28 protein-coding genes and 1 pseudogene are annotated in these 23,893 nt (G+C 72.9%); 16 read left to right on the top strand and 13 right to left on the bottom strand.

What is annotated here, in order from left to right:
• Positions 1-2 precede the first annotated feature (2 nt).
• The 4 genes and pseudogenes from C2L59_RS48715 to C2L59_RS09465 all read right to left on the bottom strand — a co-directional run bounded on the left by C2L59_RS48715 (position 3) and on the right by C2L59_RS09465 (position 1,951).
• The gene (locus tag C2L59_RS48715) at positions 3-275 is read right to left on the bottom strand and encodes a hypothetical protein (protein ID WP_233223374.1); all 273 of its coding nucleotides are present in this window, start codon (positions 273-275) and stop codon (positions 3-5) included.
• A 163-nt stretch (positions 276-438) separates the two neighbouring features.
• Positions 439-720: pseudogene (locus C2L59_RS48710) on the bottom strand (ATP-dependent DNA ligase); the annotation flags it as partial.
• 75 nt (positions 721-795) lie between these two features.
• On the bottom strand, positions 796-1,734 hold the full coding sequence (locus C2L59_RS09470) for a Ku protein (protein ID WP_103349130.1): 939 nt from the start codon (positions 1,732-1,734) through the stop codon (positions 796-798).
• Between the two features lie 19 nt (positions 1,735-1,753).
• Entirely contained in the window at positions 1,754-1,951 is a 198-nt protein-coding gene (locus C2L59_RS09465) for a hypothetical protein (RefSeq protein WP_103349129.1), read from the bottom strand.
• A 188-nt stretch (positions 1,952-2,139) separates the two neighbouring features.
• On the opposite strand from C2L59_RS09465, the gene C2L59_RS09460 reads away from it, so the two are divergent.
• Positions 2,140-2,352 carry a hypothetical protein gene (locus tag C2L59_RS09460; RefSeq protein WP_103349128.1) on the top strand — a complete coding sequence of 71 codons (213 nt, stop codon included), beginning with the start codon at positions 2,140-2,142 and terminating at the stop codon, positions 2,350-2,352.
• 1 nt (position 2,353) lies between these two features.
• On the opposite strand, the gene C2L59_RS09455 is transcribed toward C2L59_RS09460, so the two are convergent.
• Positions 2,354-3,085, bottom strand: a complete 732-nt coding sequence (locus C2L59_RS09455; protein WP_103349127.1) for a GAF and ANTAR domain-containing protein — start codon at positions 3,083-3,085, stop codon at positions 2,354-2,356.
• Positions 3,086-3,377: 292 nt separating this feature from the next.
• On the opposite strand from C2L59_RS09455, the gene C2L59_RS09450 reads away from it, so the two are divergent.
• Positions 3,378-3,743 carry an STAS domain-containing protein gene (locus tag C2L59_RS09450; protein WP_103349126.1) on the top strand — a complete coding sequence of 122 codons (366 nt, stop codon included), beginning with the start codon at positions 3,378-3,380 and terminating at the stop codon, positions 3,741-3,743.
• A gap of 17 nt (positions 3,744-3,760) precedes the next feature.
• Here C2L59_RS09450 and C2L59_RS09445 read toward each other — a convergent pair whose 3' ends face one another.
• Positions 3,761-4,723: a TIGR03557 family F420-dependent LLM class oxidoreductase gene (locus tag C2L59_RS09445; protein ID WP_103349125.1), complete on the bottom strand. Its 963-nt coding sequence runs from the start codon at positions 4,721-4,723 to the stop codon at positions 3,761-3,763.
• A 118-nt stretch (positions 4,724-4,841) separates the two neighbouring features.
• Here C2L59_RS09445 and C2L59_RS09440 point away from each other — a divergent pair, with 118 nt between their 5' ends.
• From C2L59_RS09440 to C2L59_RS09430, 3 genes are all read left to right on the top strand, one after another.
• On the top strand, positions 4,842-5,171 hold the full coding sequence (locus C2L59_RS09440; RefSeq protein ID WP_103349124.1) for a plasmid stabilization protein: 330 nt from the start codon (positions 4,842-4,844) through the stop codon (positions 5,169-5,171).
• 62 nt (positions 5,172-5,233) lie between these two features.
• A complete protein-coding gene (locus C2L59_RS09435) occupies positions 5,234-5,683 on the top strand; it encodes an ATP-binding protein (protein ID WP_103349123.1) in 450 nt (149 codons plus the stop codon).
• On the top strand, positions 5,680-6,471 hold the full coding sequence (locus tag C2L59_RS09430; RefSeq protein ID WP_103349122.1) for a SigB/SigF/SigG family RNA polymerase sigma factor: 792 nt from the start codon (positions 5,680-5,682) through the stop codon (positions 6,469-6,471). The genes C2L59_RS09435 and C2L59_RS09430 overlap by 4 nt, the downstream gene beginning before the upstream one ends.
• A 37-nt stretch (positions 6,472-6,508) precedes the next feature.
• Here the strand turns inward: C2L59_RS09430 and C2L59_RS09425 are convergent, their stop codons facing one another.
• On the bottom strand, positions 6,509-8,026 hold the full coding sequence (locus C2L59_RS09425; protein ID WP_103349121.1) for a CYTH and CHAD domain-containing protein: 1,518 nt from the start codon (positions 8,024-8,026) through the stop codon (positions 6,509-6,511).
• Positions 8,027-8,150: 124 nt separating this feature from the next.
• On the opposite strand from C2L59_RS09425, the gene C2L59_RS09420 reads away from it, so the two are divergent.
• The gene (locus C2L59_RS09420) at positions 8,151-8,672 is read left to right on the top strand and encodes a hemerythrin domain-containing protein (RefSeq protein ID WP_103349120.1); all 522 of its coding nucleotides are present in this window, start codon (positions 8,151-8,153) and stop codon (positions 8,670-8,672) included.
• A gap of 40 nt (positions 8,673-8,712) precedes the next feature.
• Complete coding sequence (locus tag C2L59_RS09415; RefSeq protein ID WP_103349119.1) at positions 8,713-9,522, top strand: GAF and ANTAR domain-containing protein; 810 nt, start codon at positions 8,713-8,715, stop codon at positions 9,520-9,522.
• A gap of 63 nt (positions 9,523-9,585) precedes the next feature.
• On the opposite strand, the gene C2L59_RS09410 is transcribed toward C2L59_RS09415, so the two are convergent.
• From C2L59_RS09410 to C2L59_RS09400, 3 genes are all read right to left on the bottom strand, one after another.
• Positions 9,586-10,059 carry a hypothetical protein gene (locus C2L59_RS09410; RefSeq protein WP_103349118.1) on the bottom strand — a complete coding sequence of 158 codons (474 nt, stop codon included), beginning with the start codon at positions 10,057-10,059 and terminating at the stop codon, positions 9,586-9,588.
• Between the two features lie 68 nt (positions 10,060-10,127).
• Positions 10,128-10,967 carry an aldo/keto reductase gene (locus C2L59_RS09405; RefSeq protein WP_103349117.1) on the bottom strand — a complete coding sequence of 280 codons (840 nt, stop codon included), beginning with the start codon at positions 10,965-10,967 and terminating at the stop codon, positions 10,128-10,130.
• 87 nt (positions 10,968-11,054) lie between these two features.
• Positions 11,055-11,519: an SRPBCC family protein gene (locus tag C2L59_RS09400; RefSeq protein ID WP_103349116.1), complete on the bottom strand. Its 465-nt coding sequence runs from the start codon at positions 11,517-11,519 to the stop codon at positions 11,055-11,057.
• Between the two features lie 129 nt (positions 11,520-11,648).
• Between C2L59_RS09400 and C2L59_RS09395 the strand changes: the two genes are divergently transcribed.
• Genes C2L59_RS09395 through C2L59_RS09385 form a run of 3 tightly spaced genes read left to right on the top strand, consistent with a single transcriptional unit; the run spans position 11,649 to position 12,630 of the window.
• A complete protein-coding gene (locus tag C2L59_RS09395) occupies positions 11,649-12,062 on the top strand; it encodes a phage holin family protein (protein WP_103349115.1) in 414 nt (137 codons plus the stop codon).
• Positions 12,059-12,364, top strand: coding sequence for a DUF3618 domain-containing protein (locus C2L59_RS09390; protein ID WP_103349114.1), 306 nt, complete (start codon positions 12,059-12,061; stop codon positions 12,362-12,364). The genes C2L59_RS09395 and C2L59_RS09390 overlap by 4 nt, the downstream gene beginning before the upstream one ends.
• On the top strand, positions 12,361-12,630 hold the full coding sequence (locus tag C2L59_RS09385; RefSeq protein WP_103349113.1) for a DUF4235 domain-containing protein: 270 nt from the start codon (positions 12,361-12,363) through the stop codon (positions 12,628-12,630). Before C2L59_RS09390 ends, C2L59_RS09385 begins: the two co-directional genes overlap by 4 nt.
• A gap of 52 nt (positions 12,631-12,682) precedes the next feature.
• On the opposite strand, the gene C2L59_RS09380 is transcribed toward C2L59_RS09385, so the two are convergent.
• On the bottom strand, positions 12,683-13,051 hold the full coding sequence (locus C2L59_RS09380) for an STAS domain-containing protein (protein ID WP_103349112.1): 369 nt from the start codon (positions 13,049-13,051) through the stop codon (positions 12,683-12,685).
• Between the two features lie 169 nt (positions 13,052-13,220).
• Here C2L59_RS09380 and C2L59_RS09375 point away from each other — a divergent pair, with 169 nt between their 5' ends.
• Together C2L59_RS09375 and C2L59_RS09370 are read left to right on the top strand one after the other, a co-directional pair.
• Entirely contained in the window at positions 13,221-14,510 is a 1,290-nt protein-coding gene (locus C2L59_RS09375) for an NAD(P)/FAD-dependent oxidoreductase (protein WP_103349111.1), read from the top strand.
• 41 nt (positions 14,511-14,551) lie between these two features.
• The gene (locus tag C2L59_RS09370; RefSeq protein ID WP_103349110.1) at positions 14,552-15,106 is read left to right on the top strand and encodes a hypothetical protein; all 555 of its coding nucleotides are present in this window, start codon (positions 14,552-14,554) and stop codon (positions 15,104-15,106) included.
• Here the strand turns inward: C2L59_RS09370 and C2L59_RS09365 are convergent.
• Complete coding sequence (locus C2L59_RS09365; RefSeq protein WP_103349109.1) at positions 15,103-15,981, bottom strand: LysR family transcriptional regulator; 879 nt, start codon at positions 15,979-15,981, stop codon at positions 15,103-15,105. The two genes, C2L59_RS09370 and C2L59_RS09365, sit on opposite strands and share 4 nt — an antisense overlap.
• 81 nt (positions 15,982-16,062) lie before the next feature.
• On the opposite strand from C2L59_RS09365, the gene C2L59_RS09360 reads away from it, so the two are divergent.
• The 3 genes from C2L59_RS09360 to C2L59_RS09350 all read left to right on the top strand — a co-directional run bounded on the left by C2L59_RS09360 (position 16,063) and on the right by C2L59_RS09350 (position 20,995).
• Positions 16,063-17,397, top strand: a complete 1,335-nt coding sequence (locus C2L59_RS09360; RefSeq protein ID WP_103349108.1) for a diaminopimelate decarboxylase — start codon at positions 16,063-16,065, stop codon at positions 17,395-17,397.
• A gap of 41 nt (positions 17,398-17,438) precedes the next feature.
• The gene (locus C2L59_RS09355; RefSeq protein ID WP_103349107.1) at positions 17,439-18,932 is read left to right on the top strand and encodes a glycosyltransferase family 39 protein; all 1,494 of its coding nucleotides are present in this window, start codon (positions 17,439-17,441) and stop codon (positions 18,930-18,932) included.
• A 77-nt stretch (positions 18,933-19,009) separates the two neighbouring features.
• Positions 19,010-20,995: a UvrD-helicase domain-containing protein gene (locus C2L59_RS09350; protein ID WP_103349106.1), complete on the top strand. Its 1,986-nt coding sequence runs from the start codon at positions 19,010-19,012 to the stop codon at positions 20,993-20,995.
• Here C2L59_RS09350 and C2L59_RS09345 read toward each other — a convergent pair.
• Positions 20,976-23,231 carry an alpha-L-fucosidase gene (locus tag C2L59_RS09345; RefSeq protein WP_233223363.1) on the bottom strand — a complete coding sequence of 752 codons (2,256 nt, stop codon included), beginning with the start codon at positions 23,229-23,231 and terminating at the stop codon, positions 20,976-20,978. The genes C2L59_RS09350 and C2L59_RS09345 overlap by 20 nt on opposite strands.
• 160 nt (positions 23,232-23,391) lie before the next feature.
• Between C2L59_RS09345 and C2L59_RS09340 the strand changes: the two genes are divergently transcribed.
• Positions 23,392-23,658, top strand: a complete 267-nt coding sequence (locus C2L59_RS09340) for a hypothetical protein (RefSeq protein ID WP_103349105.1) — start codon at positions 23,392-23,394, stop codon at positions 23,656-23,658.
• Positions 23,659-23,893 lie beyond the last annotated feature (235 nt).

Raw genomic sequence — 23,893 nt, 5'->3', positions numbered from 1 at the left:
GGTCAGCGGGCGGCCGCGCAGGTGCGGCAGCATGACGTCGGCGACCGTGCGGTAGTACCGACGACGTCGCCCTTGGTCAGGCCGTCTTCGGGGTAGTACACCTTGTCCGGGTGGGAAGTCTTCACGCGTACTCCCGTACGACGTCGGCCGCCTTCTTGTCCTCGCGCAGCCCGGCGAAACGGCGACCGCGCGGTCTCCCGCTCCTGCAGCCGCGCGTGCAGCGACGTCAGCAGTTTCCCGTCGAAGCCGGTGCCGACCTTGCCGGCGTACTTCAGGCCGCCGTCCTCGTGGTAGCCGAGCAGGAGGGCACCGAAGCCGTGGCGGGCGCCCTGCCGGGTCGGTGAAGCCGCCGATGACCAGTGCCTGCCCCTGGGCGCACTTGAACTTCAGCCAGTCGGGTGAGCGCCCGTGGTGGTACGGCGCGTCCGCCAGCTTGGCGATGACGCCCTCCCAGCCGCGCCGGCACGCTTCCGCGTAGAACCGCTCGCCTTCGGTGTTGCCGTGCGCTGACAGCCGCAGGGGGTCTGCGAAGCCGAACGCGTCCCACAGCAACGCCTTGCGCTGCCGCAGCGGCAGCCCGGTCGAGTCGTGGTCGTCGAAGTACAGCAGGTCGAACAGGTAGTGGACCCGCACGCCGGTCGCGCGGGCGCGGTCGGGGTCGCTGACGTGGATCCGCGGCTGCAGCGCGGCGAAGCTCGTGTCCCCGCGGGCGAACGCCACGATCTCGCCGTCCGCGACGAACCGCGGGCCGCCCTGGTCCGCCGGCGCTTCGACGAGCTCCGCAGCCGGGCCCGCTCACGATGCCTTCAGCGCCTTTTCCAGCTGGGCCCGCGACATCTTCGAGCGCCCCTTCACGCCCTGCTCGCGGGCCAGCTTGTCGAGATCCGCCTTGGACAGTTCGGAGAGCTCGGGCTTCTCCGGCCCGGCCGCCTTCTTCTTCGGTGCCTTGCCGCCGCTCTTGCGGTTCTTGACGCTGCGCGACAGCGCCTCGAACAGGTCCACGACGTCGGCCGAGGGCTCCGGCTCCTCCTCGTGGGCGATCTCCTTGCCCGCTTCCTTCGCCTTGATCAGGTCTTCGACGCGCTTGGAGTACTCGTCGCGGTAGTCCTCGGGCTTCCAGGGCGCGGTCATCTCGTCGACCAGGGCGAGCGCCATGTCGAGTTCCTTGGGCCGCGGCTTCGGCAGCTGCGGCAGCTTGCCCATGACGTCCTTCGGCTTGCGCAGGTCGGCGACGAAGTGCAGCGTGTTGAGCACCATGACGTCTTCGCCGGCGCGGATCGCGGCGAGGTACTCCTTGCCGCGCAGCACGAACTTCGCCACGCCGGCCTTCTCGCTGCGGTCCATCGCCTGCAGCAGCAGGCCGTAGGCCTTGGCGAAGTCCTCCTTCGCCGGCTTGAGCCAGTACGTCTTGTCGAAGAACCACGGGTCGATCTCGTCGAGCTCGACGAACTGCTCGATGTCGATCCGGCGGGACCGCTCGGGCGCGATCTCGTCCAGCTCGTCCGGTTCGACGAGCACGTGGTCCCCGCCGCCGAGGTCGTAGCCCTTGACGATCTCGTCCTGGGTGACCTCGTCGCCGGTCCGCTCGTTGACCCGGCGGTTGCGGATCCGGTCCGACGTCCCGCGTTCGAACTGGTGGAAGTGGATCGTGTGGTCCGCCACCGCCGGGTACAGCTCCACCGGCACGGTGACCAGTCCCAGGCTCAGCGCGCCGCTCCACACCGGTCGGGCCATGTCGTCCTCCCCGTCCGCGTCAGGCGACGTCGCTGGCGCGGCGGCCGCTCCGGTGCAGCCCGAGCATCTCCAGCAGCCGTGCGCAGTCTTCGGGGTCCTTGGCGCGCGCCGCGACGGTCCGGGCCGCCTTGCGCCGCAGCCGCTCCTGGTCCGGCGAGTCCCCGCCGTCGATCAGCAGGTCCGCCACCGGCCGCAGGTCGTTGCGCTTGTCTCGCATGTTCGCTCCCCTCGGGTGATCCCCGGTGAACCGTTCGCGGGCGGGTTACCCCGGATCACCGCAGGCGACACAGGAGTCACCGAACAGGCGACCGGATCCGGCGCCGGCTAGGCCGAACGAGTGAATTCACCGGGGTCTCCGCCCGGACGCGGGCAAGGTGGTGAGACCCACGTCACACAGGAGGCCGGATGGGCACCCAGCTCCGCATCAGCCGCGAAGACGGGTCCCTGCCCTGCGAGGTGTGCGGCTTCCCGACGATGCACGTGGCCAAGGTCGTCGCCGACGACGGGTCCGTGCTCGGCCGCACCCTGGTCTGCACGACGTGCCAGCGCGGCAAGCACCGCACGGAACCGCCCGCCGTCGGGTCGGAGGCCCCTCCGGACGAGGTGCCCGCCGGCTAGGTCAGGACGTGGTCGTCGCCACCGCCGTCACGAACTCCGCCGCCACCTCGTGCAGCTTTCGGTTGCCGTCCTGGGAGCGCTTCACCAGCCGCTGGAACGCTTCCTCCGCCGTGATCCGGTGCGCGGCCATCAGGATGCCCTTGGCCTGGTCGATCACCGCCCGCGTCTCCAGCGCCCGGTTGAGCTGGTCGACCAGCTCGCGGGCCGCGAAGTAGCGGCGGGCGCTGCGCAGGCCGATCACCACGGTCGCCGTGTAGAGCTCCAGGATCTTGGTGCCCAGCTCGCTGAACCCGTGCTCGCCGAAGCCGAACAGGTTCACCGCGCCCGACATGTCCTCGTCCACCGTCAGCGGCGCGGCGAGGAAGCTGGCCACGCCGAGCTCTTCGGCCGAAGAGACGAACTGCGGCCACAGGTCCCCCGCCGCGCCGACGCCGACCCGGACCGGCTGCCCGGTCTCGGCCGCGCGCAGGCACGGCCCGTCACCGATGCGGTACTGCTCGCGGTCGAAGTTGACCGCCCGCTGGTCGGTGCTGGCCACCGTCTCCGGCACGCCGTCACGCACCAGAGTGATGCTCGCCATGTCGGCCCCCGGCACCACCTGCACGGCGTGGTCGCAGACCGCCTGCAGCATCTGGCCGAGATCGAGTTCGCTGTCCAGCATCGCGGTCAGCGACTCCATCGCGAGCGTGACTTCGTCCAGCCGTGCGGAGAGCCGCTCATCGCCGCCCGTCATCCTGGTGACGCCCCTTCTTTCCTCAGGGCGCTCTGGACCAGGGAGGACCCGGGCGCGCGCCACTAGTGGGCCGCTAGCGCTTTAACGGGTCCAGCGCGAGATTACTGCATCCCGGTGGCGTCGGGCACGAGCGGTCACCGCCGCCGCGCGCCACGCGCCCGTTCGGAGCAACGACGGTTGCGGGCCGTACACCCGCAGCTAGGCTCGGTGGACCGGTTCAACCAGCAGCCGCCCGATCTCCCCGAGCGCGGCGCCGCGGGCCCGCGCCGCACCAGGACGGTGGCGAACCGCCATGAACCTGCCCCAAGCCCGGCACCCGGGCCTCCGGCTGCGCACGACGTGGCCGGCCCCGCACGCGGTACTGGTGACCGCGCGCGGTGACCTCGACAGCGTCACGGCGGCCGATCTGGCCACGCTGCTGTCCGACCGCCTGTGGGCGACGCCGGCCCGGCTGGCCGTCGATCTGTCCGAAGTGGACTTCCTGGGCGTGGCGGGCGTCCGGGCCCTGCTGCACGCCGCGCTGCAGGCCGAGCAGGGCGGGACCGAGCTGCTCGTCGTCACCGGGCCGAACGCGGTCGTCCGGCGGGCGCTGCGGGTGACCGGGGCGGACCGGCGGCTCGCGGTGGCCGAACGCCGGCCCGCCCCCGCGCCGGCTTGACCGCCGGCGCCGCGGGCCTACCCGCGCAGGGCCGGGAGCAGTTCCTTTTCGGCGAAGTCGAGGAAGCCCTCCTGCTGGTCGCCGCCGATCTGGACCAGCGCGACGTCGGTGAAGCCGGCCTCGGCGAACTCCCGCACCGCCTCGGCGATCGGTTCGACGTCCGGGCCGCACGGGATGGAGCCGGCGACGTCCTCTTCGCGGACGAACTGCGTCGCCCCGGCGAACCCGGCCGGTCCCGGCAGCTCGGCGTTGACCTTCCAGCCGCCGGCGAACCACCGGAACTGCTCGTGCGCGCGCCGGACCGCGGCGCCGGAGTCGGTGCCCCACGACACCGGCAGCTGCCCGACCTTGCGGGTCGGCGGGCCGAGCCGGGTGGCGTCCCACTCCTGCGACAGTTCCTTCTTCGGCTCGACGGCGATCATCAGGTCGGCGACCGGCGCGAACCGCCGGATCGACTGCGAACCGGACACCGCGACCCCGATCGGCACCCGCGTCTCCGGCAGGTCCCACAGCTTCGCGGAGTCGACGCGGAAGTGCTTGCCGTCGTAGTCGAAGTAGCCGCCGTCGAACAGGCCGCCGATGATCTGGACGGCCTCGGCGAGCATCTCGTGCCGGACGTTCGCCCCGGGCCAGCCGCGGCCGACCACGTGCTCGTTGAGGTTCTCCCCCGCACCGAGCCCCAGGGTGAACCGGCCGCCCGAGAGGGCCTGGACGGTCGCCGCCTTCTGCGCCACCACCGCCGGGTGGTAGCGCATGGTCGGGCACGTCACGTAGGTCATCAGCTCGGCGCGCTCGGTCACCTGGGTGACCGCGCCGAGAACACTCCAGGCGTAGGGCGCGTGCCCCTGCTCGGCCAGCCAGGGCGAGTAGTGGTCGCTCATCACCTCGAAGTCGAAGCCGGCCTGCTCCGCCCCGGCGGCGTACCGGACCAGGTCGTTCGGGCCGGCCTGCTCGGTCATCAGGGTGTAGCCGATCCGCATCGGCGTCTCCTCTCCGTCAGCCCCTCGCGTACCCCTGTGCTGCGGTGGGTAACCGCGCGAGCGCGACGTTTGCCGGGTGATCAGGCGGGTACTCACCCCGCGAGACGAAGGGAGCGGCATGCCTCAGTCGTGGAGCGGCAAGCGCGAACGCCAGTACGAGCACATCAAGGACTCGGCCGAGGACCGCGGGGCGAGCACGAAACGGGCCAAGGAGATCGCGGCCCGGACCGTCAACAAGAACCGCGCGCAGTCGGGTGAGTCCCGGCAGGCCAGCAAGACCTCGCTCAAGGACAAGTCGCCGCAGCAGCGCGGCGGCGAACGGTCCGGCAACCGCAAGGGTCCGGGCGGGCCGACGAAGGCCCAGCTGTACAACGAAGCCAAGAAACGCAACATCAACGGCCGCTCGACGATGACCAAGAAGGAACTCGAACGGGCGCTGGGCCGGTGACCAAACCCGAAACCCCTGATCACGACGTGTCCGCTTTCCCCCAGATGGGTAGTACCTCCCGCATGGAAGAAATTCGAAGCGACAGCTCGTTCGGCGGCAAGCCGACCGTCGAGGAGCTGCTCGACGAACTCGTCGAGCTGCGGCTCCCCGCGATGGCGGAGCAGATTCCCCTGGTCCGGATGCTCACGCACGGCGTGGTGTCACGCGCGGACTTCGGGCTGGACGCCATCGCCGACGCCAAGATGGCGGTCGACGAAGCGTGCGCGCAGCTCGTCCAGCTGGCCGAACTCGGGTCCCAGCTGCAGTGCCGCTTCCGGCTCGCGCCGGACGGCCTGCACGTCATCGTCTCCACCCGCTCCAGCGACCCGCGGCCGCCGAGCGACCGCACGTTCGGCTGGCACGTGCTGACCACCCTGAGCCGGTCGGTGACCGCGCACTGCGATGCGCTTCCCGGTGGGGGTGCGGGCATCGTCACGATCGAGCTGGTGCTCAACCCGGGAACGAGCGCGTGAGCAGCGAGCGGAAAACCCTCCTCCACCGCCCGGACGAATACGCCCACTGCGAACCGCTGTTCGCCGAGCTGGGCGAGCTCGACACCGACGACCCGCGACGGGAGGTCGTGCGGAGCAAGCTCGTGACGGAGCTGCTGCCGCTGGCCGAGCACATCGCGACCCGGTTCTCCGGCCGCGGTGAGCCCCGGGAGGACCTGGTTCAGGTGGCGCGGATCGGCCTGATCAACGCCGTCGACCGGTTCGACCCCACCCGGGGCCACGACTTCCTGTCCTTCGCCGTCCCGACGATCATGGGCGAGGTCCGGCGGCACTTCCGGGACACCGGCTGGTCCGTCCGCGTCCCGCGGCGGCTCAAGGAGCTGCACCTGTCGCTGAGCCAGGGCTCGGCGGTGCTCTCGCAGCGCCTCGGCCGCGCCCCGACGCCGACCGAGCTGGCCGAGCACCTGAGCCTGGACGTCGACGAAGTCCGCGAAGGGCTCCTCGCCGGCAACGCCTACCAGGCGCTGTCGGTCGACAAGCCGGTGCACGACGACGCCGAGGCGCTGTCGCTGGCGGACACCATGGGGGAACCGGACCACGAGATGGCCATGGTCGAGAACCACGAGGCCCTCCAGCCCCTGCTGCAGGAACTGCCGAAGCGCGAGCGCGCGATCCTGGTGATGCGGTTCTTCGGCGGGCTGACCCAGACCCAGATCGCCGACCGGGTCGGCATTTCCCAGATGCACGTCTCCCGGCTGCTCTCGCAGACCCTGGAGCAGCTGCGCGGGAAGCTCACCGGCGAAGGCTAGGAGGCGGCCCGGCGGGCCGCCTCCTATCCCGCCGCTCTCAGCCGAGCCAGCCGGGACGGCCGCCCTTGCGCAGCCGCCGCCACTGCCGTGCGAACGTCCCGCGCAGGTCCGCCGCCCGGCCGGCGGCCTGGGCGTACAGCATCCCGAACGTGAACGTGTTCTGTCCTTCGCCGTGGCCGGCGATGGTGAGGTGGTGCAGCACGTCCCGGCCGACCACGGTGTCCTGGTGCGAGCCCAGGGTCTCCTGGACGGCCTTGACGTTCTTGCGCCACTCCCGCAGCTTCTTCCCGTACACCGGCTTCACGGTGTCGGCCGCGTAGCGGGCCTGCTTGGCCTTCTTGCGGACAGCGTGCAGGGCCGTTCCGAGCTCGTCGCCGGTCAGGCCGTGCGCCGCCGCCTCGGCCTGGCTCAGCTTCCTGGCGATCTTCCGCAGCGGCTTGCGCAGGCCGGCCTTCGCGGGCTTACCCGCCTTCGCGGTCAGCGGCGGCTCCTCCAGCACGGCGTCCAGCGCACGCAAGAGTTCGAGGTAGCGCTTGCCGGTCAACGCCGCCATCGCGCGGGTCCGGCCCTCCTCCGCTTCGCGGGCGAAATACCGCGTCAGGAACTGGCGGACCGGCCCGAACACCAGCTCCGACGGCACGTCGCCGAGCTGCGCGCGCAGCCGCTCCTCGGTGACCTCGGTGTCCCGCGCCGGCGCCAGCTGCCCGCCGAGCCACTTGAGCTCGGCCACGAGTGACGCCGTCGCCTTCTTGTCGACGACGGACCCGAAAATGCGAAGGGTGCTCCGCAGCTTCCGGGTCGCGACGCGCATCTGGTGGATCGAGTCCTCGACGTCCAGCCGCACGCCGACGTCCGCCCGGCGCAACCGGCCGCGGTGCTCGCGCAGCGACGCCAGCACGACGTCGCCCGCCGACGGCTTCCTGCCGGCCCGGGGCGGCGCCGGCAGCCGGTCGCCGAGCAGCCGGCGCAGCTTCGACGGCCACGGCGCCGCCGTCACCCCGGCCTTCTTCAGCGCGCGGTCGAACTCGCGCAGCCGTGCGGGGTCGGTTCCCGGGTCGAGCTCCAGTTCCAGCTCACGCCACTCGTCGAGCCGCGCGGTCGCGCCGCCGGCCTCGCCGGTGACGTGGTCGTCGGTGAGGGTGGCGATCGTGGTCCCGTCGGCGCCGGCGAGCCGGTGGGAGAACCGGTCGGTGCGCAGGTGCGCGACCGGCACCAGCTTCTCCCCCAGCGTGTACGCCCGCACCAGGCGGCGGAGCCGGCCGGGCACCTTGTGCGGGTCGCCGCCCAGCGGGACCTGCACCTCCTGCCGTTCGTCGGCCGAGACCGGCAGTTTGAGGTGCCAGCCGGCGTCGGGCCCGCCGACGCGCCGCCGCAGGGTGATGCCGCCGCGGGCCAGCCGGTAGCTCGCGGTGTCGTAGTAGGACGCGTCGAGCACGTGCTCCACCGGGTCCTCCTGGGTGGCGACGCCACCGACGCCGACCAGGTGCGGGATGCCGCTGCCCGCCACGATCTCGTACTTGCGTTCGCGTTCGGGCACCGGTGCCGGCGCTGCCATGGTCGTCCTCCTCGGGAGCCGGGGTTCGCCTGGGAAGTACCCGTCCGGGCCGCGGCCGACACGGGATTCGGCCGCGGAGCAGCGGGTATTCCTTCGAAAACCCACGTCCGGACCAGGAGAGTGCATGAACGGCAGCCCGCCCGCAACCGACCTGACGACCGTCCTCGCCGGTGACCACCGCGAGCTCGACCGGCTCTGCACCGAGCTCGAGCTCGGCCAGGGCAGCCCGGAGAACCGCAAGGACCTCGCCGACCACCTGATCGCGGAGGTCATCCGGCACACCGTCGCCGAAGAGCCGTTCCTCGACGGTGGCGGCGACCTGGCCGAGGCGGACCGCCTGATGCGGCAGCTGGAGGGCGCCGGGCCGCAGGAGACCCGGTTCGAACGCCTGCTGGGCGGCCTGATCCGGGCCGTCCGCCGGCACGTCCGCGACGAAGGGCCCGCGGTGGTGGCCGAAATCGGGCGCACCTGCTCCCCCGGCCGCCAGGCCGAACTGGGCCGGGAGGTGCTCGAAGCCCGGGAGGCCGCGGCGACCCTCCCGCACCCGGACCTGGCCGACCGGGTGCCGCAGGCCGACCAGCTCTGGCCGGGGCCGGGATTCGTCGACCGGGCCCGGGCCGCCCTGAACCCGCCGGCATCGGGTTGAATGGGGGGTCCGCCACCCCGACGGAAGGCAGCGAGAACCGATGAGCGTCGGCGAAGAAGAGTGGGCCCGGGAACGGACCTGGTTCGGCCGGGACGGCGACCTGGCGCCGGGTCTGCTGGCGCGGCAGTTCGCCGACCTGACGCGGACCCTGCTCGACGCGACGCCGACCGTCGCCGGGGTGCTCAAGCTGGTCGTCGGGGCCGCGGCCGCGCTCGTCCCGGACGCCGACCTGGTCAGCGTCACCCTGCGTGACGCGAACGGCACGTTCCACACGCCGGTCGGGACCGATCCGGTCGCCGAACAGCTCGACCAGGTGCAGTACGACCACCGCGAAGGCCCGTGCGTCGAATCGGCCCGGCCGGACGGCCCGGCGTTCGGCTGGTCGCAGGACCTCGGCCGCGATCCGCGCTGGCCGGCGTTCGGCCCGGCCGCCGCCCGGCACGGCTACCACTCGGTGCTGGCCACGGCCCTGCTGCCGGACGCCCGGCCGCCGCGCCTGTCCGGCGCGCTCAACATCTACTCGCGCACGCCCGGGGCGTTCGGCGGGCCGGCGATCGACATCGCGCTGCTGCTGGCGACGCACGCCTCGCTCGCGCTCGCCCACACCGAAGCCGTGGCTTCGGCCGAGCTGGAGTCGGCGCACCTGCGCCGGGCGGTCGACAGCCGCGACGTCATCGGCCAGGCCAAGGGCATCCTGATGCAGCGCCGCGGCATCACCGCCGACGAGGCCTTCGACGTGCTGCGCCGCGCGTCCCAGGACCTCAACGTCAAGCTGGCCGACCTGGCGAAGACGCTCGCCACGCGGCACACCGAGGTCGACCTGCCCGCCGCCCGGCCCGGCACCGCCTGACCGCACGCACGCCGAGGGCGGTGCTTCCCCGGGGAAGCACCGCCCTTCGGCCGCTGTGCGGCGTTACTGCGCCGTGTACGGGGACCGGTTCTCCAGCGACGGGCCGGCGGCCGGGTAGCGGCCGTCCTGACCCGGCACCGGGGTGACCGGAGCCACCGTCGTGCCCTGCTCCGGCTCCAGGCGCTGGCGGGGGCCGCGCTGGACGACCGCCTCCACCTCCTGCTCACCGCGGATGCGGGCCAGCACACCGAGGGTGATCGCGTGGGCCACGGCAAGGATCAGCAGCAGCACGCCGATCCGCCCGACCACGCCGGGCAGGTCGCTGCCGCCCATGTCGATGGTCGAGATCAGCGCCAGCACCCCCAGCGTCGCGAGGTGGAACAGCACGGTGACCAGGCGCGTCATCGACGCGCCCGCCGCCGGGTCACCGTAGGAGTTTTCCAGGTACCGGCGGCCGCTGCGGTAGATGACTTGCCCGTCGACGAGGACCAGCGCGATACCGATCGCGAGGAACGACAGATACGCGTTCGTGGTCATGCGGACGCTCCTTCCTGGGGGACCTTGCCGGAGGAATACCCGGCAGGTCGCACAGGGAAACGCCGTCGTCACGCGGTGAAGGTGTCCGGGTCCGGTCCGGTGCGGCGGCCGGCGTCGAGCCGGCCGATCGCCGCCATGTCCCCCTCGTCCAGCTCGAAGCCGAACACGTCGAGGTTCTCCCGCATCCGCCGGGGTGAGACCGACTTCGGGAACACGATGTTCCCGAGCTGGACGTGCCAGCGCAGCACCACCTGCGCGGCCGTCCGCCCGTGTTTCTCCGCCAGGCCGGCGAGCACGCTGTCGCCGAGGACTTCGGCGCGGGCGAGCGGGCTCCACGCCTCGGTGGCGATGCCGTGCGCCCGGTGGTACTCGCGCAGCGGGGCCTGCTGCAGCGCCGGGTGCAGTTCGATCTGGTTCACCGACGGCACGGCGGGAGTCTCCGCGGCCAGCCGGTCGAGGTGCGCGGGCTGGAAGTTCGCAACGCCGATGGCGCGGGTCTTGCCCGCCCGCAGCAGGTCGTCGAAGCCCAGCCAGGTCCGGACGTAGTTGTCCCGGGCCGGCAGCGGCCAGTGGATCAGGTAGAGGTCGACGTGGTCGAAGCCGAAACGGCGCAGGCTGCCTTCCAGCGCGGTGATCGCGTTGTCGTGGCCGTGCGCGTCGTTCGCCAGTTTCGTGGTGACGAACACGTCTTCGCGGGCCAGCCCGGACTCGGCGATCGCCGCACCCACCGCCGCCTCGTTGCGGTACAGCTGCGCGGTGTCGATGTGGCGGTACCCCAGTCCCAGCGCGGTCCGCACGGCCCGGGTGGTCTCCTCGGGCGGGATGCCGGCCACGCCGAACCCGAACTGCGGGATGCGCACGCCGTTGTTCAGCTCCAGTGCGGGAACGCCGGCCGTGGTGGTCGTCATGCCGGGGGCGTACCCGAGGGTTCCCGGACGCGAAACGCGGCGGGGCGGGATCCACCCGCCCCGCCGCCGGATCTCACCCGGAACGGGTTACTGCCCCGGGCGGTCCACATCGCCGCGCCAGGCGCCGGTCTCGCGGCCGCCGCGCTGTTCGATGAACTCCTTGAACCGCTTGAGATCGCCCTTCACCCGGCGGTCGAGCACGCCGAGCTTGTCGGCGACGTTCTCGGCGAAGCCCTCGGGATCGATGTCCATCTGGGCGGTCACCCGGGTGTGCGAGTCGTCGAGCCGGTGGAAGGTGATGACGCCGGCGTGGTCCGGGCCGGAGTCGGACGTCCAGGCGACCCGCTCGTCGGGGTGCTGTTCGGTGATCGTCGCGTCGAATTCGCGCGTCACGCCACCGAACCGCGTCACCCAGTGGGTATGGGTGGCGTCGATCTGGCGGATCTCCTCGACGCCTTCCATGAACTGCGGGAATTCCTCGAACTGCGTCCACTGGTTGTAGGCGGTCGAAACGGGGACTTCCACGTCCACGACTTCGGTGATCGTGCCCATGCACTCCTCCTGCTCGGTGGTCGGGCTTTCCGGTTGCGTTTCGGCTACCCGGCGCCGCCGGGGTCAAACCCGCCGTGATTGACCCGCGCCGGGCGCGGGTATCCGCCGGCCAGGTGAAGGAGGTGTTCCGTGATCGAAGAGGTCAACAAGAAACCGGCGGCCGACCGCTCGGTCGGCGAGCTGGTGACGGACCTGACCGCTGAAGTGAAGCGGCTGGTCCGGGACGAAATGCGGCTCGCGGTGTTCGAACTGCAGCGCAAGGGCAAGAAAATGGGCCTCGGCGCCGGGTTGTTCGGCGCGGCGGGCCTGTTCGCGTTCCTCGGGGCCGGCACGCTGGTCGCGGCCGCCGTGCTCGCGCTCGCGCTGGCCGTGCCCGGCTGGCTGGCGGCGGTGATCGTCGCGGTCGCGCTGTTCGTGGTCGCCGGGATCGCGGCCCTGGTCGGCAAGAAGGAAGTGACGCAGGGGGTGCCGCCGGTGCCGGAGGAAGCGATCACCGGGGTCCGCGAAGACGTGGACACGGTGAAGCAGGGAGTGCGGTCATGAGCGGGGAGTTCCCCAAGAACGCCGAAGAGGCGCGGCTCGACCGGGACGCCACCCGGGAAGAGCTGACCGAGACCCTGGAGGCGCTCGGGCACAAGCTCGACGTCAAGGCCCGGGTCAAGGAGAACGTCGACGAGAAGCTCGACCAGGCGACCGCGAAGGTAGCCGGGGTGACGAACGAGCCCACCGCGGTCAAGTTCCGCCAGGGCGCCGACGCCGTGCGCGCCAACCCGGTGCCGGTCTTCGCCGGTGTGCTGGGCCTGCTGATCCTGATCCGCCTGATCCTGCGCCGGAGGCAGTCGTGAACAAAGCGCTCTACAAGCCGCTCAGCTGGGTGGTGGGTGCCCTGGGCGGCATCCTCGCCGGCCAGGTGTTCAAGCAGGTGTGGAAGCGGGTGGCCGGCGAAGAAGACGCCCCCGACGCCACCGACCGCGACTACACCTGGCGTCAGGTGATCCTCGCGGCGGCGGTGCAGGGGGCGATCTTCGGGGCGGTCAAGGCCGCCACCGAACGGGCCGGTGCGGAGGGTTACCGCAAGGCCACCGGCGACTGGCCGGGCGACGACGACTGACCACCGGGTTGGTGAGCACAGTGGACGGTGGGGAGGCGTGCCCGGCGGGCGGTCACGCCTCCCGGCCGAGTTCCGGGCCCATCCCGACGAGGGCGGCACCGACGGCGGGGTGGATCGTCAGCAGCAGGTCGGCCCCGGTGGCCTCGAGCGACCGGGCGACGGCGTGGCCGCCGATCACGACGGTGAGTTCGGCGCGGGCGTGCGCCGCCAGCAGCGACCGGACGCCGGCGCAGCTGAGGAAGGCCACCCGGGTCAGGTCGGCGACCAGCCGGTCCCCCGTGGCGAGGGCTTCTTCGAGCGTGCCGACGGTGGCGGCGTCGATGTCGCCCACCAGGGTCAACACCCGGATTCCGTTGGGGCGCTCGGTGGTGGTGACGGTCAGGCCGGAAGGCTCGTAGAGCGTGCGAAAACAGTCGTACATGGCGCTCCCTATGTTCAGCGGTGCAGGGGCGCTGACCGGAGCACGTGTCTGAACAACAGCCAACACCCCTGACCGTACGCCCCTGTGGGGTGAGGTCAACCCCGCGGGTTTCCCGGCTCCGACCTCGGGTAATCCGTTCGGGACGGCAATCCGGCCCGGAGGGAGATCCATGCGTGTCGTGATCGTGGGCGGCGGTTTCGCCGGTTTCCACGCCGCGAAAAGCCTGCGGAAAGAGGCCGCGGAAGACGTCGAAGTCGTCGTGCTGAACCCGACGGATTACTTCCTCTACCTGCCGTTGCTGCCCGAAGTGGCGGCCGGCATCCTCGACCCGCGACGCGTCACGGTTTCCCTCCCCGAAACGATGCCCGGCGTCCGCTTGGTGCTCGGCTCGGCGACCGGTGTGGACTTCGACACCCGGAACGTCACCTACACCGATCCCGAAGACCGAGAACACCGGATCGGGTACGACCGGCTGGTGCTCGCCGCGGGCAGCGTCAACAAGCTGTTGCCGATTCCGGGCGTGCCGGAGCACGCGCACGGGTTCCGCGGCGTGCCGGAGGCGCTGTACCTGCGCGACCACATCACGCGGCAGATCGAACTGGCCGCCGCGGCCGACGACCCGGCCGAACGCGCCGCCCGCTGCACGTTCGTGGTGGTCGGCGCCGGCTACACCGGCACCGAGGTGGCCGCGCAGGGCCCGGCGTTCACCGCGGCACTCGCCAAGCGCCACCCCGAGCTGGCCGGGCAGCAGATCCGCTGGCTCCTGCTCGACCTCGCCGAGCGGGTGCTGCCCGAGCTCGACAAGCGGCTCGCCCGCACCGCCGACGAGGTGCTGCGGTCCCGCGGGGTCGAAGTGCTGATGAAGACTTCGGTGGACCACGCCGACGCCAAGGGCGTCACGCTGACCAACGGCGACGCCGTGCCGTCCCGGACCCTCGTGTGGTGCGTGGGCGTGCGGCCGGACCCGCTGGTGGCCGACCTCGGGCTCGAAACCGCGAAGGGCCGGCTGGTGGTCACCGAGCAGCTGAACGTGCCGGGCCGCGACGACGTGTTCGCCTGTGGCGACGCGGCCGCGGTGCCCGACTCCACCCGCCCCGGCCAGTACACCGCGATGACGGCGCAGCACGCCGAGCGGCAGGGGAAGCTCGCCGGGCGCAACGTCGCGGCGTCGCTCGGGTACGGCCGCCCCGGCACCTACCGGCACCACGACCTCGGCTTCGTCGTCGACCTCGGGGCCGGCACCGCCGCGGCGAACCCGCTGCACGTCCCCCTGTCCGGGCGCCCGGCGAAGGCCGTGACGCGCGGCTACCACCTGATGGCCATGCCGGGCAACCGGGTGCGCACGGCCGTCGACTGGCTGCTGGAGGCGCTGATCGGCCGCCAGACGGTCCAGTTGGGACTCGTCCGGTCCGGCGCCGTGCCGCTCGACACCGACGCCCCGGAGCTCCCCCACCGCTGAAAACCTTGCCTCGGAAAAGCACTGCTTCGTGAGGAGAACGCATGCCTGCCGAACCCCGTTCCGCCCGCTCCGAAGGCCCGTCGGTGGTGACCGCGGGCGACGCGTCGGGGCCGAAGGTGATCGTGCTCGACCCGGCCGGCGCCGGCAAGCACGACGAACTGCCCGCGACCTGGCGGCCGCTGGCCGACCAGCGGGCCGTCTTCTGGTGCCGGGTGCCCGCCGGCGGCGCCCTCACCGAAGCCGACGACGTCCTCGGGGACGCCAGTCCCGGTGATCCGGACATCGCCGTCGTCGCCGGCGGTCCCTTCGCCGCGGAGGCCCTGCAGCTCGTCGAACGGCACCCCGGCGCGGCCACGCACCTGCTGCTGGTCGACCCGGCGTCGGACGCGTTCCTGCCGTCCGGCGATGCCGGGGAGGCCAACGACGCCTGGCTGGCCGAACACGACGACGTGGTCTCGAAGCTGCGCGAAGCGGGCACGGAGGTGCGGGTGGTGGCGTCGAGCAGCGACCGCCCGGACGACCGGGTGCCGCCGCCGTTGCCGCTCGGGCACCCCGACGTCGTCACGGCGGTGCGATCGGCGCTCGGCGAAGGCTAGCGGCCCGCGGCGAGGTCCACGAAGGCCCGCACCACCGGGGACGCCGAGCCGGCTCGCCAGGCCAGGCCCAGGTCGATCCGCGGCGGCGGGTCCTCCAGCCGCCGCAGCACGACACCGCGGCGCCGCAGGGCCCGCGCCCGGTGTTCCGGGACCGCGGCGAGGCCCGCGCCTTCGGCGACCGCGCGCATCAGCTGTTCGTCCTCGGGTTCCTCGCGGACGATCGGCGGCAGCCCGCCCGGCCAGACCTGGCCGCTGATGGCGTCATACTGGCCGGGGCCGTTCGCCCGCGGCCAGAACACCACCGGCTCGGCGGCGATCCAGGCGCGCCGCACCCGGCCGCGGCGGCGGGTGAGCGGGTGCGCCGACGGCAGCGCGAGCAGGACCTCCTCCGACCCGACCACCGCGACCTCGACGCCCGGTGCGGTCACCGGCGGCCGCACGAACCCGACGTCGATCTCGCCCGCCGCCAGCCGGGCCAGGTTCAGGCTCGTCCAGCCCGTTTCCAGGGCGAGTTCGACGCGCGGGTACCGGTCGCGGTAGGCCGCGACGAGGTCACCGGCCAGCGGGCCGGGCGCCGACCGCGTGTAGGCGATCCGCAGCCGTCCGGCGTCGCCCCGGCCGGCCGCGGCGATGACGCCGCGAGCCCGTTCCAGGCGGCCGAGCAGCTCCCGCGCCTCTTCCGCGGCGACGCGGCCGGCCTCGGTCAGGGCGAACCGCGGTCCCGTGCGGTCGAGCAGGGCGACACCCAGGTCGGCCTCGAAGGCGCGGATCTGCTGGCTCAGCGACGGCTGCGAAACGAACAGCCGGGCGGCCGCCTTCGTGAAGTGCATTTCCTCGGCGAGCACGGCGAAGTAGTGCCATCGGCGCAGGTCCACGCAGCGATTATAGGGCTCGCCTATGATTTCATCGGGACGAAGTCTTGGACCGGCGGGCCGGCACGCTGCTGTCCTGGACCGGTGACCACGACCAGCGCACCCCTCACCCGCACCGACCGCAAGCTGCTCGCCGTCGCCGTCGCCGCCGCGGCGGACCGGCGGCTCGCCGCCCCGATGGCCGGGTTCGTCGACCTCGCCGGCGTCCGGGAAGCCGTGGCGGACCTGACGGAGGCGTTCGCGCCGCTCGGCCGGGTCCAGCACACGGTCGCCGCCAAAGCCTGCGGTCTCGCGCCCCTGCTGCGGTTCCTCGGCGACCTCGGGATCGACGCCGAGGTGGCCAGCCCCGGCGAGACGGCGGTGGCGGAAGCCGCCGGCCTGCGCGGCCCGCGGCTGGTCCTCGACTCCCCCGCCAAGACCACCGGCGAGCTCGCGCACGCCCTCGCCGAGGGCACGGCGGTCAACGCCGACAACTTCCAGGAGCTCGCCCGGCTCGACGCGCTGGTCGGCGCGGCACCGCCGCGGTCGGTGCTGGGCGTGCGGGTGAACCCGCAGGTCGGCGCGGGCCGGATCGGCGACACCAGCACCGCGACCGCGGCGTCGAAGTTCGGGATCCCGGTGCGGGACCACGGAAATCGCGGGCTGCTGCTCGAGTCCTTCGCGTGCCGGCCGTGGCTGACCCGGCTGCACGTCCACGTCGGCTCGCAGGGCTGCCCGCCGGAGCTGATGGCCGAGGGCGTCGCCGTGGTGCACGAACTCGCCGAGCAGATCAACGCCGAAGCCGGGTACCGGCAGGTGACCAGCCTGGACCTCGGCGGCGGCCTGCCGGTCGACTTCACCTCCGACGAGCCCGCCCCGGCCTACGCGGACTACGTGGCGACGCTGCTGGCCCGCGTCCCCTCCCTGGCCGACGGCGGCTACTCGTTCGTCACCGAGTTCGGCCGGTCCCTGCTGGCGAAGAGCGGGTTCCTCGTCAGCGCGGTGGAGTACACGAAGGTCGCCGGCGGGCGGCACATCGCCGTGACGCACGCGGGCGCCCAGGTGGCGGCCCGCACGGTGCTCCAGCCGGAGCACTGGCCGCTGCGGATCGGCGCCTTCGACGCCGCCGGCGTCCCCAAGACCGGCCCCGCCGTGCCGCAGGACATCGCCGGTCCCCTGTGCTTCGCCGGTGACCTCCTCGCCCGCGAGCGGCCGCTGCCGCTGCTGGAGCCCGGCGACCTCGTCGTCGCCCACGACACCGGCGCGTACTACTTCGGCGCCCACTACGCCTACAACACGCTGCCGCGCCCGGCGGTGTACGGCTTCACCGTCTCGCCGCGCGGTGACGTGGAGTTCACGCCGATCCGCCGCGCCCAGACCCTGGCCGAGCTGGTCGCCGACGCCGGCGGCGAATTCCTCGGAGCGCTCCCGGCGGCGTGATCGACCGCGTTACGATCCCGGGCACGCCGAAGGGGGTTGTCATGGGGGCCAGCAGGGCGTTGCCGCGGTTCGCCGCGCGGCCGGTGGGGATCGTCGTCGCCGTCCAGGCCATCGTGCTGACGGCCCTGTCCGGCCGCTACGGCTTCCACCGCGACGAGCTGTACTTCGTCGCGGCGGGTCACCGCCCGGGCTGGGGGTACATCGACAACCCGCCGATCACGCCGTGGCTAGCCCGCGCGTCGACGGCGGTGTTCGGCGAGACCCCGGCGGGCCTGCGGGTGGTCGCGACCCTGCTGGGGATGGCGACCGTCGTGGTCGTCGCGCTGATCGCCCGCGAGTTCGGCGGCGGCCGCGGGGCGCAGCTGTTCACCGCGATCGCGACGGCGTTGTCGTCGTACGTGCTGGTCATGTCGCACATGCTGGCGACCAACTCCGCGGACGTCCTGCTGTGGTCGGTGCTCGCGCTGGCGGGCCTGCGGCTGCTGCGCACCGGCGACGGCCGGTGGTGGCTCGCCGTCGGCGCCGCGGCCGGGGTGGGCCTGGCGAACAAGTGGCTGGTGCTGCTCCTGCTGTCCGGGCTCGCCGTCGGCGTGGCCGTCGCCGGGCCGCGCGGGGTGCTGCGGACCTGGTGGTTCGCGGCCGGCGCCGGGATCGCCGTCGTCCTGGCCGCCCCGGTGGTGCTCTGGCAGGCGGCGCACGGCTGGCCGATGCTCACCGTGGCCGGCGGGATCAGCGCGGACGACGGGACCGAGAACCGCCTCCTGTTCGTGCCGATGCAGCTGGTGCTGCTTTCGCCGGTGCTGGTGCCGGTGTGGGTCGCCGGGCTCGTGCGGCCGTGGCGCGATCCCGGCCTGCGCTGGGCCCGTTCCCTGGCGATCGCCTACCCGGTGGTCTGCGCCGAACTGCTGGTCGTCGGCGGGAAGCCGTACTACTCGGTGCCGTTGCTGCTGCCGCTGGTGGCGCTCGGCGCGGAGCCGGCGTTGCGGCGATTCGGTCGCGCGGGGACGACGCGGCGGGCGCTGACGGGTGCGGCCGCCGCGGTGTGCGTGGTGGTGTCCGTCCTCATCGGACTCCCGGTGGTGCCGGCCGCGGCGTTGAACGGCCCCCTGCTGGCGATGAACAAGGAACCCGGCGAACAGGTCGGCTGGCCGGACTTCGCCGGCACGGTGGCGGGCGCCTGGGCCCGCATCCCGGCCACCGAACGCGACACCGCGGTGATCGTCACCGGCAACTACGGCGAAGCCGGGGCGCTGGAGCGGTACGGCCCCGAGCGCGGGCTGCCGCAGGCGTACTCGCCGCACATGACGTACGCGGACTGGGGACCACCGCCGGACCGGCTGGTCGGCCCGGTCCTGCTCGTCGGCCGGATCCGCCCGGGCTCACCCGCGTCCCGGCTGATCACGGCCTGCCGCGCGGTGGCGAAGCACCACAACGCCGAAGGCGTGGACAACGACGAGGAAGGGGTGGTGGTTTCGCTGTGCACGCTGACGCGGCCCTGGTCCGTGGCGTGGCCGCAGCTGCGGCAGTACTACTAGCGGTTCCGGGGCGCGGCTGATGCTGTCAAGAAGAACAAGACTGCACTTTCCGCGAATTCGCGGGCACGCTCTCCGGCATGCACGAACTCACCGCCGAGCAGGAACACCTGGACCTTCTCTACGCCCGCCTCGACGCGCTTCGGGCGGAGGCCGCCGCTGCGCTCGCCCGCGGCCACGCGACCGATGTGTGGCAAGCCGAGGTGGCGCGGCTGGCGGCGGTCGAGGACGGGTTGTGCTTCGGCCGGCTGGACCTGACCGGCGGCCGGCGTGTCCACATCGGACGGCTCGGGCTGTTCACCGGCGACGACGAACCCCTGCTGGTGGACTGGCGGGCGCCCGCCGCCCGGCCCTTCTACACCGCGACCGCCGCCGCGCCGGTCGAAGTCGTCCGCCGGCGGCGGATCACCACCCGGGGCCGGACCGTCGTCGCGCTCGACGACGAACTGCTCGATCCCGACGCGCCGGGCGACGGGCTGGTCGGCGAGGCCGCGCTGCTCGCCGCGGTGACGGCCGAGCGCACCGGGCGCATGCGGGACATCGTCACGACGCTGCAGGCCGAGCAGGACCGGATCGTCCGCGCCGACGCCCGAGGTGTCCTGGTCGTGCAGGGCGGGCCGGGCACCGGCAAGACCGCCGTCGCCCTGCACCGGGTCGCGTACCTGCTCTACACCCACGAACACCTGCGCACCCGGGGCGTGCTCGTCCTCGGCCCCAGCCGGGTGTTCCTCGGCTACATCGGCCAGGTGCTGCCCGGCCTCGGCGAGAACCGGGTGGTGACGGCGACCGTGCCCGACCTCGTGCCCGGCGTCGTCGTCACCCGGGTGGACACCGACGGCGAAGCCGCGCGCAAGGGCCGGGCGGACATGGCGGTTCGGCTGGCCGACCGGGTCCGCGCCACGGTGGCCGTGCCCGGGCACGCCGTGGACGTCGAGTTCGAGCAGCAGGTGCTGCGGCTGGATCCGGCGACGCTCCGCCGGGCCGTGCGGACGGCCCGGGAAACCGGCCTGCCGCACAACCAGGCCCGCCTCGTGTTCCACCGGGACGTCGTCGCCACGCTGACCGGGGAACTGGCCGGCCGGATGGAAGCGGTGGTCCTCACCGAAACCGGCGAGGCGCTCGACGGCGGCAGCGCGGACGGCCGCCTCGGCGAGGCCGAACTGCGGGCGCTGGCCGCCGCGGGCGTCGTGCTCGGCCCGGAGGACGACGACGGCCCGCGGACGCTGCTGGACGAGGTGGACTCCGAAGCGTTGCGGACGGCCCTGCTCGCCGACGCCGGCCTCCGCGACGTCCTCGACGGGCTGTGGCCGCCGCTGACCCCGGCGGACGTGGTCGAGGGGCCGTGGAGCGCCGCGGACATCCCGTTGCTGGACGAGGCCGCCGCGCTGGTCGGCGCGAGCGTGCCGGTGTTCGGGCACGTGGTGGTCGACGAGGCCCAGGAACTGTCCGAAATGGACTGGCGGATGCTGGTGCGCCGCTGCCCGTCCCGGTCGATGACCGTCGTCGGGGACCTGGCCCAGACCGGGAGCGCGGCCGGGGCCACGTCGTGGGAGCGGGTGCCGCGGCCGCACCGGATCGCGCAGCTGACCGTCGGCTACCGCACCCCGCGCGAGGTCATGGCGGCCGCGGCGGAGGTGCTGGCCGTCCACCACCCGGCGGTGCGGCCGCCGGCCTCGGTGCGGGCGAGTGGAGAGCCGCCGTGGCGGTGGGCCGCCGACGACGTCCCCCGGGCGCTCGCCGAACTCGCCGGCGAGCACACCGGGGGAAAGCTGGCCATCATCGCGCCGGCGGCCCGCGAGCTGGCGGCCGCCCTCTCGCTGCGGCGGCCGCCGGACCCGGTGGACGAAATCGTGCTGCTGACCCCGGCCGAGGCCAAGGGACTGGAGTTCGATTCGGTGGTGATCGCCGACCCCGCCGCCGTCCTCGCGGCCGGCCCGCACGGACCCAACGACCTCTACGTGGCGATGACGCGGGCCACCCGGTCGCTCGGGGTCGTCCATCCCGGGCCGGTCCCGCCGGAGCTGGCCTCGCTGGTGGAACGGCCGGTCAGCTCCAGGCGATCTTGAACACCCACGTGTAGCGGCCCGCCTCGCGCGCCGCGGCCGGGATGTCGATCACCAGCGAGCCGTTCTCCACCGTCCAGTGCAGGGCACCGCGGTAGCCGAGCATGGTCACCCGGTCACCGCGGCGGACCGGCACCGGCGCGTCCACCACCAGCCTGCTGCCCGGCGCGGTCAGCGAGTGCACGTAGAACGCTTCGTTCTGCTTGACCGTGAACCGCAGGTCGCCGAGCTGCGCCGTGCGTGACCAGTACGTCGAGCCGTGGATGGCTTCGCCGTTGACCTTCAGCCACGCGCCGGCGTCCCGCAGGTGCCGCTGCATGACGTCCGGGATCGTGCCGTCGAAGTCCGGGCCGATGTCGAGCAGGAAGTTGCCGTTCTTCGAGACGATGTCGACGAGCGTCCGGACGACCTCCGCGGTCATGTACTGATTGTCGGGGGTCGCGCGGTTGTAGCCGTAGGAGAACGGGTCCAGGCCGCGGCTCGCCTCCCACTTCGCCACCACGGTGTTCGGGTAGGTCGTGTACTCCGGCGTCGTGAAGTCGTGGTCCGGGATGCCGCCGCGGTCGTTGTAGGTGACGTCCTTGGGGCGCTTGCGGTTCTTCGCGCGGTTGAAGTACTCGGTGAGCACGGCCCGGCTGTCGTTGACGCCGCCGATGTCGAACCACAGGACGTCGGGGTCGAACTCCGAGACCAGCTCGAGGACCTGCGGCGCCTGGTAGTCGCGGACGAAGTCCTTGCCCGCGGTGTAGCCGGTGTAGGGCACCGGCGCGCCGGTGTAGGGGTTGCGCGGCGCGTGCCCCATCCACGGGTTGTCCGGGTTGAACCACTCCGGCAGGGAGAAGTACAGGCCGTTGCGCAGCTGCGGGGTGTACTTTCGCGACGCGGCGAACAACTCGGCGACGATGTTCCGCTTCGGGCCCAGCTTGACCGAGCTGCGGTCGCTGATCTTCGTGTCCCACAACGCGAAACCGTCGTGGTGCTTGGACGTCAGGACGTAGTACTCCGCGCCCGCGTCCGCGATCAGCTTCAGCCACGCACGCGGGTCGAACTTCGCCGCGGTGAACAGCGGGATGAAGTCGTCGTAGGTGAAGTTTTCGCCGTACTCCTCCCGGTGGTAGGCGTAGGTCGCGCCGTTCGGGTCCTGCTGGTTCTGCCAGTACCACTCCGCGTACTGCTGCCCCACCGGCGCCCACGCGGGTACGGCGTAGACGCCCCAGTGGATGAAGATGCCGAACTTGGCGTCGTCGAACCAGTAGGGCGCGCGGTGCGTCGAGAGCGAAGCATCGGTCGCGCGGAAATCCGGGACGCCGAGGGTGATCGGCACCCGCCGGGTGGCGAGGGTGCCGCGCCCGGCCGTGACGCGGATCTGGCCGTTCGTGGTGGTCCCGGGCGGCACGGACGCGTTCGGGGCGAGGCCGAGCCGGACCGTCGCCTGCTCCCCCGGCGCCAGCGCGCGGAGGGCCGCGGGCACGGTTGTCCGGCCGCCGGGGACGTCTACGGTGACGCTCACCCGGTCGCCCGCGCCGAGCCACACGGTTCCGGCGTTGACGATCGTCGCCTCGGCGGCCTGCGGCCCGCCGTCGGTCAGCAGGTTCGCCGTCGAGCGGCCGTCGAGGACCAGCGCCGAGCGGCCCACGGCCACCGGCTGGAGGGTGAGCGCGAAGACGTGCAGGCTGGACACGTTCGGTGCCGGGTTCGCCGTCGTGGGCAGGGTCAGCGCGACGGCTTCGCGCGCCGGGTCGATCCAGACCTGGCCGGTGGCCAGGGAAACCGGGTTGTCGTCGACGACACCGCCGGGCGCGTAGCGGAACGGTGAGACGAGCGCACCGCTTCCGGTGTACCAGTCGGGACCGGACAGCGAGCCGGTGCTCGTGCTGCCGTCGGCGTAGTGCACGCTCGCCGGGCCACCGGCCGGGCCGTAGCTGGCGGCGACCAGGAAGTACGCGACGAAGTAGCGGCCCTTCGGCAGGTCGATGCGCTGGCCGGTGGCGGCGATGTTGTTCTTCGCGCCGGCGGCCGCGGACCCGAGCGCGAACGGGACGCCGCCGGCGGTGACGGTCTGCCCGGCGGGGACGTGCTCGGCCGGGAAGGTGTAGCCGGAGCCGTCGAAGTCGCCGCCGGTCGCCGAGGCACTGTCGATGCCGTCGTTGGTGAACCAGGGTTCGAGGGCGACCGGCACGGGCGGCGGGGGCGGGACGATCGGCGTGTCGGCGCGGTCGGCTTCGGCGTCCACCGGCACGGCGGCGCCGGCGGGGGTCAGGCCGGCCGCGGTGAGCGCGGCGGCACCACCGAGGGCGATACCGACCGATCGGCGTGAACCGCGCTCGTGTGCACCGCGTATCCCTAGGTGACGAGCTGCAGCACTCGCACCGGAAACCGCCGCACCGAAAGGCCAGCCGATGTCCACCCACCCGAACGCGCTGAGCCGCCGCGCGATCGCCATGCTCAAGGCGGTCGCCGACGGCCGTGCCGAGCTCCGCTGCAGCTGTGAACCCGACCTCCGCGTCGACGGCTTGCCGTGCTGCGACCAGAACACCGCCCACGACCTCGCCCACGCCGGACTGGTCAGAGCCACGCGCCTCGTCGCGCCGGGCCAGTGGGCGCCCGCCGAACTGACCGACGCCGGTCACCGCGCCCTCGGCGGATTCCCCGCCGCCGCGGCCTGAGCCGCCCGCGGACGAAGAATTGTCGGGCCGGCGCTGAACCGCAGCGGGCCGGCGGCCGTGCTTGGGGTGAGGGCGTCTCGCACACGCCCTCCGGGGTCACCACGACGCAACGATCCGGGCCAGCCTCCGCCCGATCGGGACCGGGTAACCCCGGCGAGCGGCCGTCGCGGCAACGGCCACCTCGCGCGGGCCCGTCCGGCATCCCCAGAATCCCGGACGGGCCCGCCCCAGCCCC

Origin of the sequence: Amycolatopsis sp. CA-128772, from assembly GCF_002904295.1 — a bacterium.
Taxonomy (GTDB): Bacteria; Actinomycetota; Actinomycetes; order Mycobacteriales; family Pseudonocardiaceae; genus Amycolatopsis.
The sequence above is the reverse complement of the archived record's forward strand: the minus strand, read 5'-3'. Positions and strand labels throughout refer to the sequence as shown.

Excerpts from the sequence above, each read along its gene's own strand:
- C2L59_RS09470 (WP_103349130.1), bottom strand. The coding sequence starts at position 1,734 with ATGGCCCGACCGGTGTGGAGCGGCGCGCTGAGCCTGGGACTGGTCACC.
- C2L59_RS09465 (WP_103349129.1), bottom strand. The coding sequence starts at position 1,951 with ATGCGAGACAAGCGCAACGACCTGCGGCCGGTGGCGGACCTGCTGATC.
- C2L59_RS09460 (WP_103349128.1), top strand. The coding sequence starts at position 2,140 with ATGGGCACCCAGCTCCGCATCAGCCGCGAAGACGGGTCCCTGCCCTGC.
- C2L59_RS09455 (WP_103349127.1), bottom strand. The coding sequence starts at position 3,085 with ATGACGGGCGGCGATGAGCGGCTCTCCGCACGGCTGGACGAAGTCACG.
- C2L59_RS09450 (WP_103349126.1), top strand. The coding sequence starts at position 3,378 with ATGAACCTGCCCCAAGCCCGGCACCCGGGCCTCCGGCTGCGCACGACG.
- C2L59_RS09445 (WP_103349125.1), bottom strand. The coding sequence starts at position 4,723 with ATGCGGATCGGCTACACCCTGATGACCGAGCAGGCCGGCCCGAACGAC.
- C2L59_RS09440 (WP_103349124.1), top strand. The coding sequence starts at position 4,842 with ATGCCTCAGTCGTGGAGCGGCAAGCGCGAACGCCAGTACGAGCACATC.
- C2L59_RS09435 (WP_103349123.1), top strand. The coding sequence starts at position 5,234 with ATGGAAGAAATTCGAAGCGACAGCTCGTTCGGCGGCAAGCCGACCGTC.
- C2L59_RS09425 (WP_103349121.1), bottom strand. The coding sequence starts at position 8,026 with ATGGCAGCGCCGGCACCGGTGCCCGAACGCGAACGCAAGTACGAGATC.
- C2L59_RS09420 (WP_103349120.1), top strand. The coding sequence starts at position 8,151 with ATGAACGGCAGCCCGCCCGCAACCGACCTGACGACCGTCCTCGCCGGT.
- C2L59_RS09415 (WP_103349119.1), top strand. The coding sequence starts at position 8,713 with ATGAGCGTCGGCGAAGAAGAGTGGGCCCGGGAACGGACCTGGTTCGGC.
- C2L59_RS09410 (WP_103349118.1), bottom strand. The coding sequence starts at position 10,059 with ATGACCACGAACGCGTATCTGTCGTTCCTCGCGATCGGTATCGCGCTG.
- C2L59_RS09405 (WP_103349117.1), bottom strand. The coding sequence starts at position 10,967 with ATGACGACCACCACGGCCGGCGTTCCCGCACTGGAGCTGAACAACGGC.
- C2L59_RS09400 (WP_103349116.1), bottom strand. The coding sequence starts at position 11,519 with ATGGGCACGATCACCGAAGTCGTGGACGTGGAAGTCCCCGTTTCGACC.
- C2L59_RS09390 (WP_103349114.1), top strand. The coding sequence starts at position 12,059 with ATGAGCGGGGAGTTCCCCAAGAACGCCGAAGAGGCGCGGCTCGACCGG.
- C2L59_RS09380 (WP_103349112.1), bottom strand. The coding sequence starts at position 13,051 with ATGTACGACTGTTTTCGCACGCTCTACGAGCCTTCCGGCCTGACCGTC.
- C2L59_RS09375 (WP_103349111.1), top strand. The coding sequence starts at position 13,221 with ATGCGTGTCGTGATCGTGGGCGGCGGTTTCGCCGGTTTCCACGCCGCG.
- C2L59_RS09370 (WP_103349110.1), top strand. The coding sequence starts at position 14,552 with ATGCCTGCCGAACCCCGTTCCGCCCGCTCCGAAGGCCCGTCGGTGGTG.
- C2L59_RS09355 (WP_103349107.1), top strand. The coding sequence starts at position 17,439 with ATGGGGGCCAGCAGGGCGTTGCCGCGGTTCGCCGCGCGGCCGGTGGGG.
- C2L59_RS09350 (WP_103349106.1), top strand. The coding sequence starts at position 19,010 with ATGCACGAACTCACCGCCGAGCAGGAACACCTGGACCTTCTCTACGCC.
- C2L59_RS09340 (WP_103349105.1), top strand. The coding sequence starts at position 23,392 with ATGTCCACCCACCCGAACGCGCTGAGCCGCCGCGCGATCGCCATGCTC.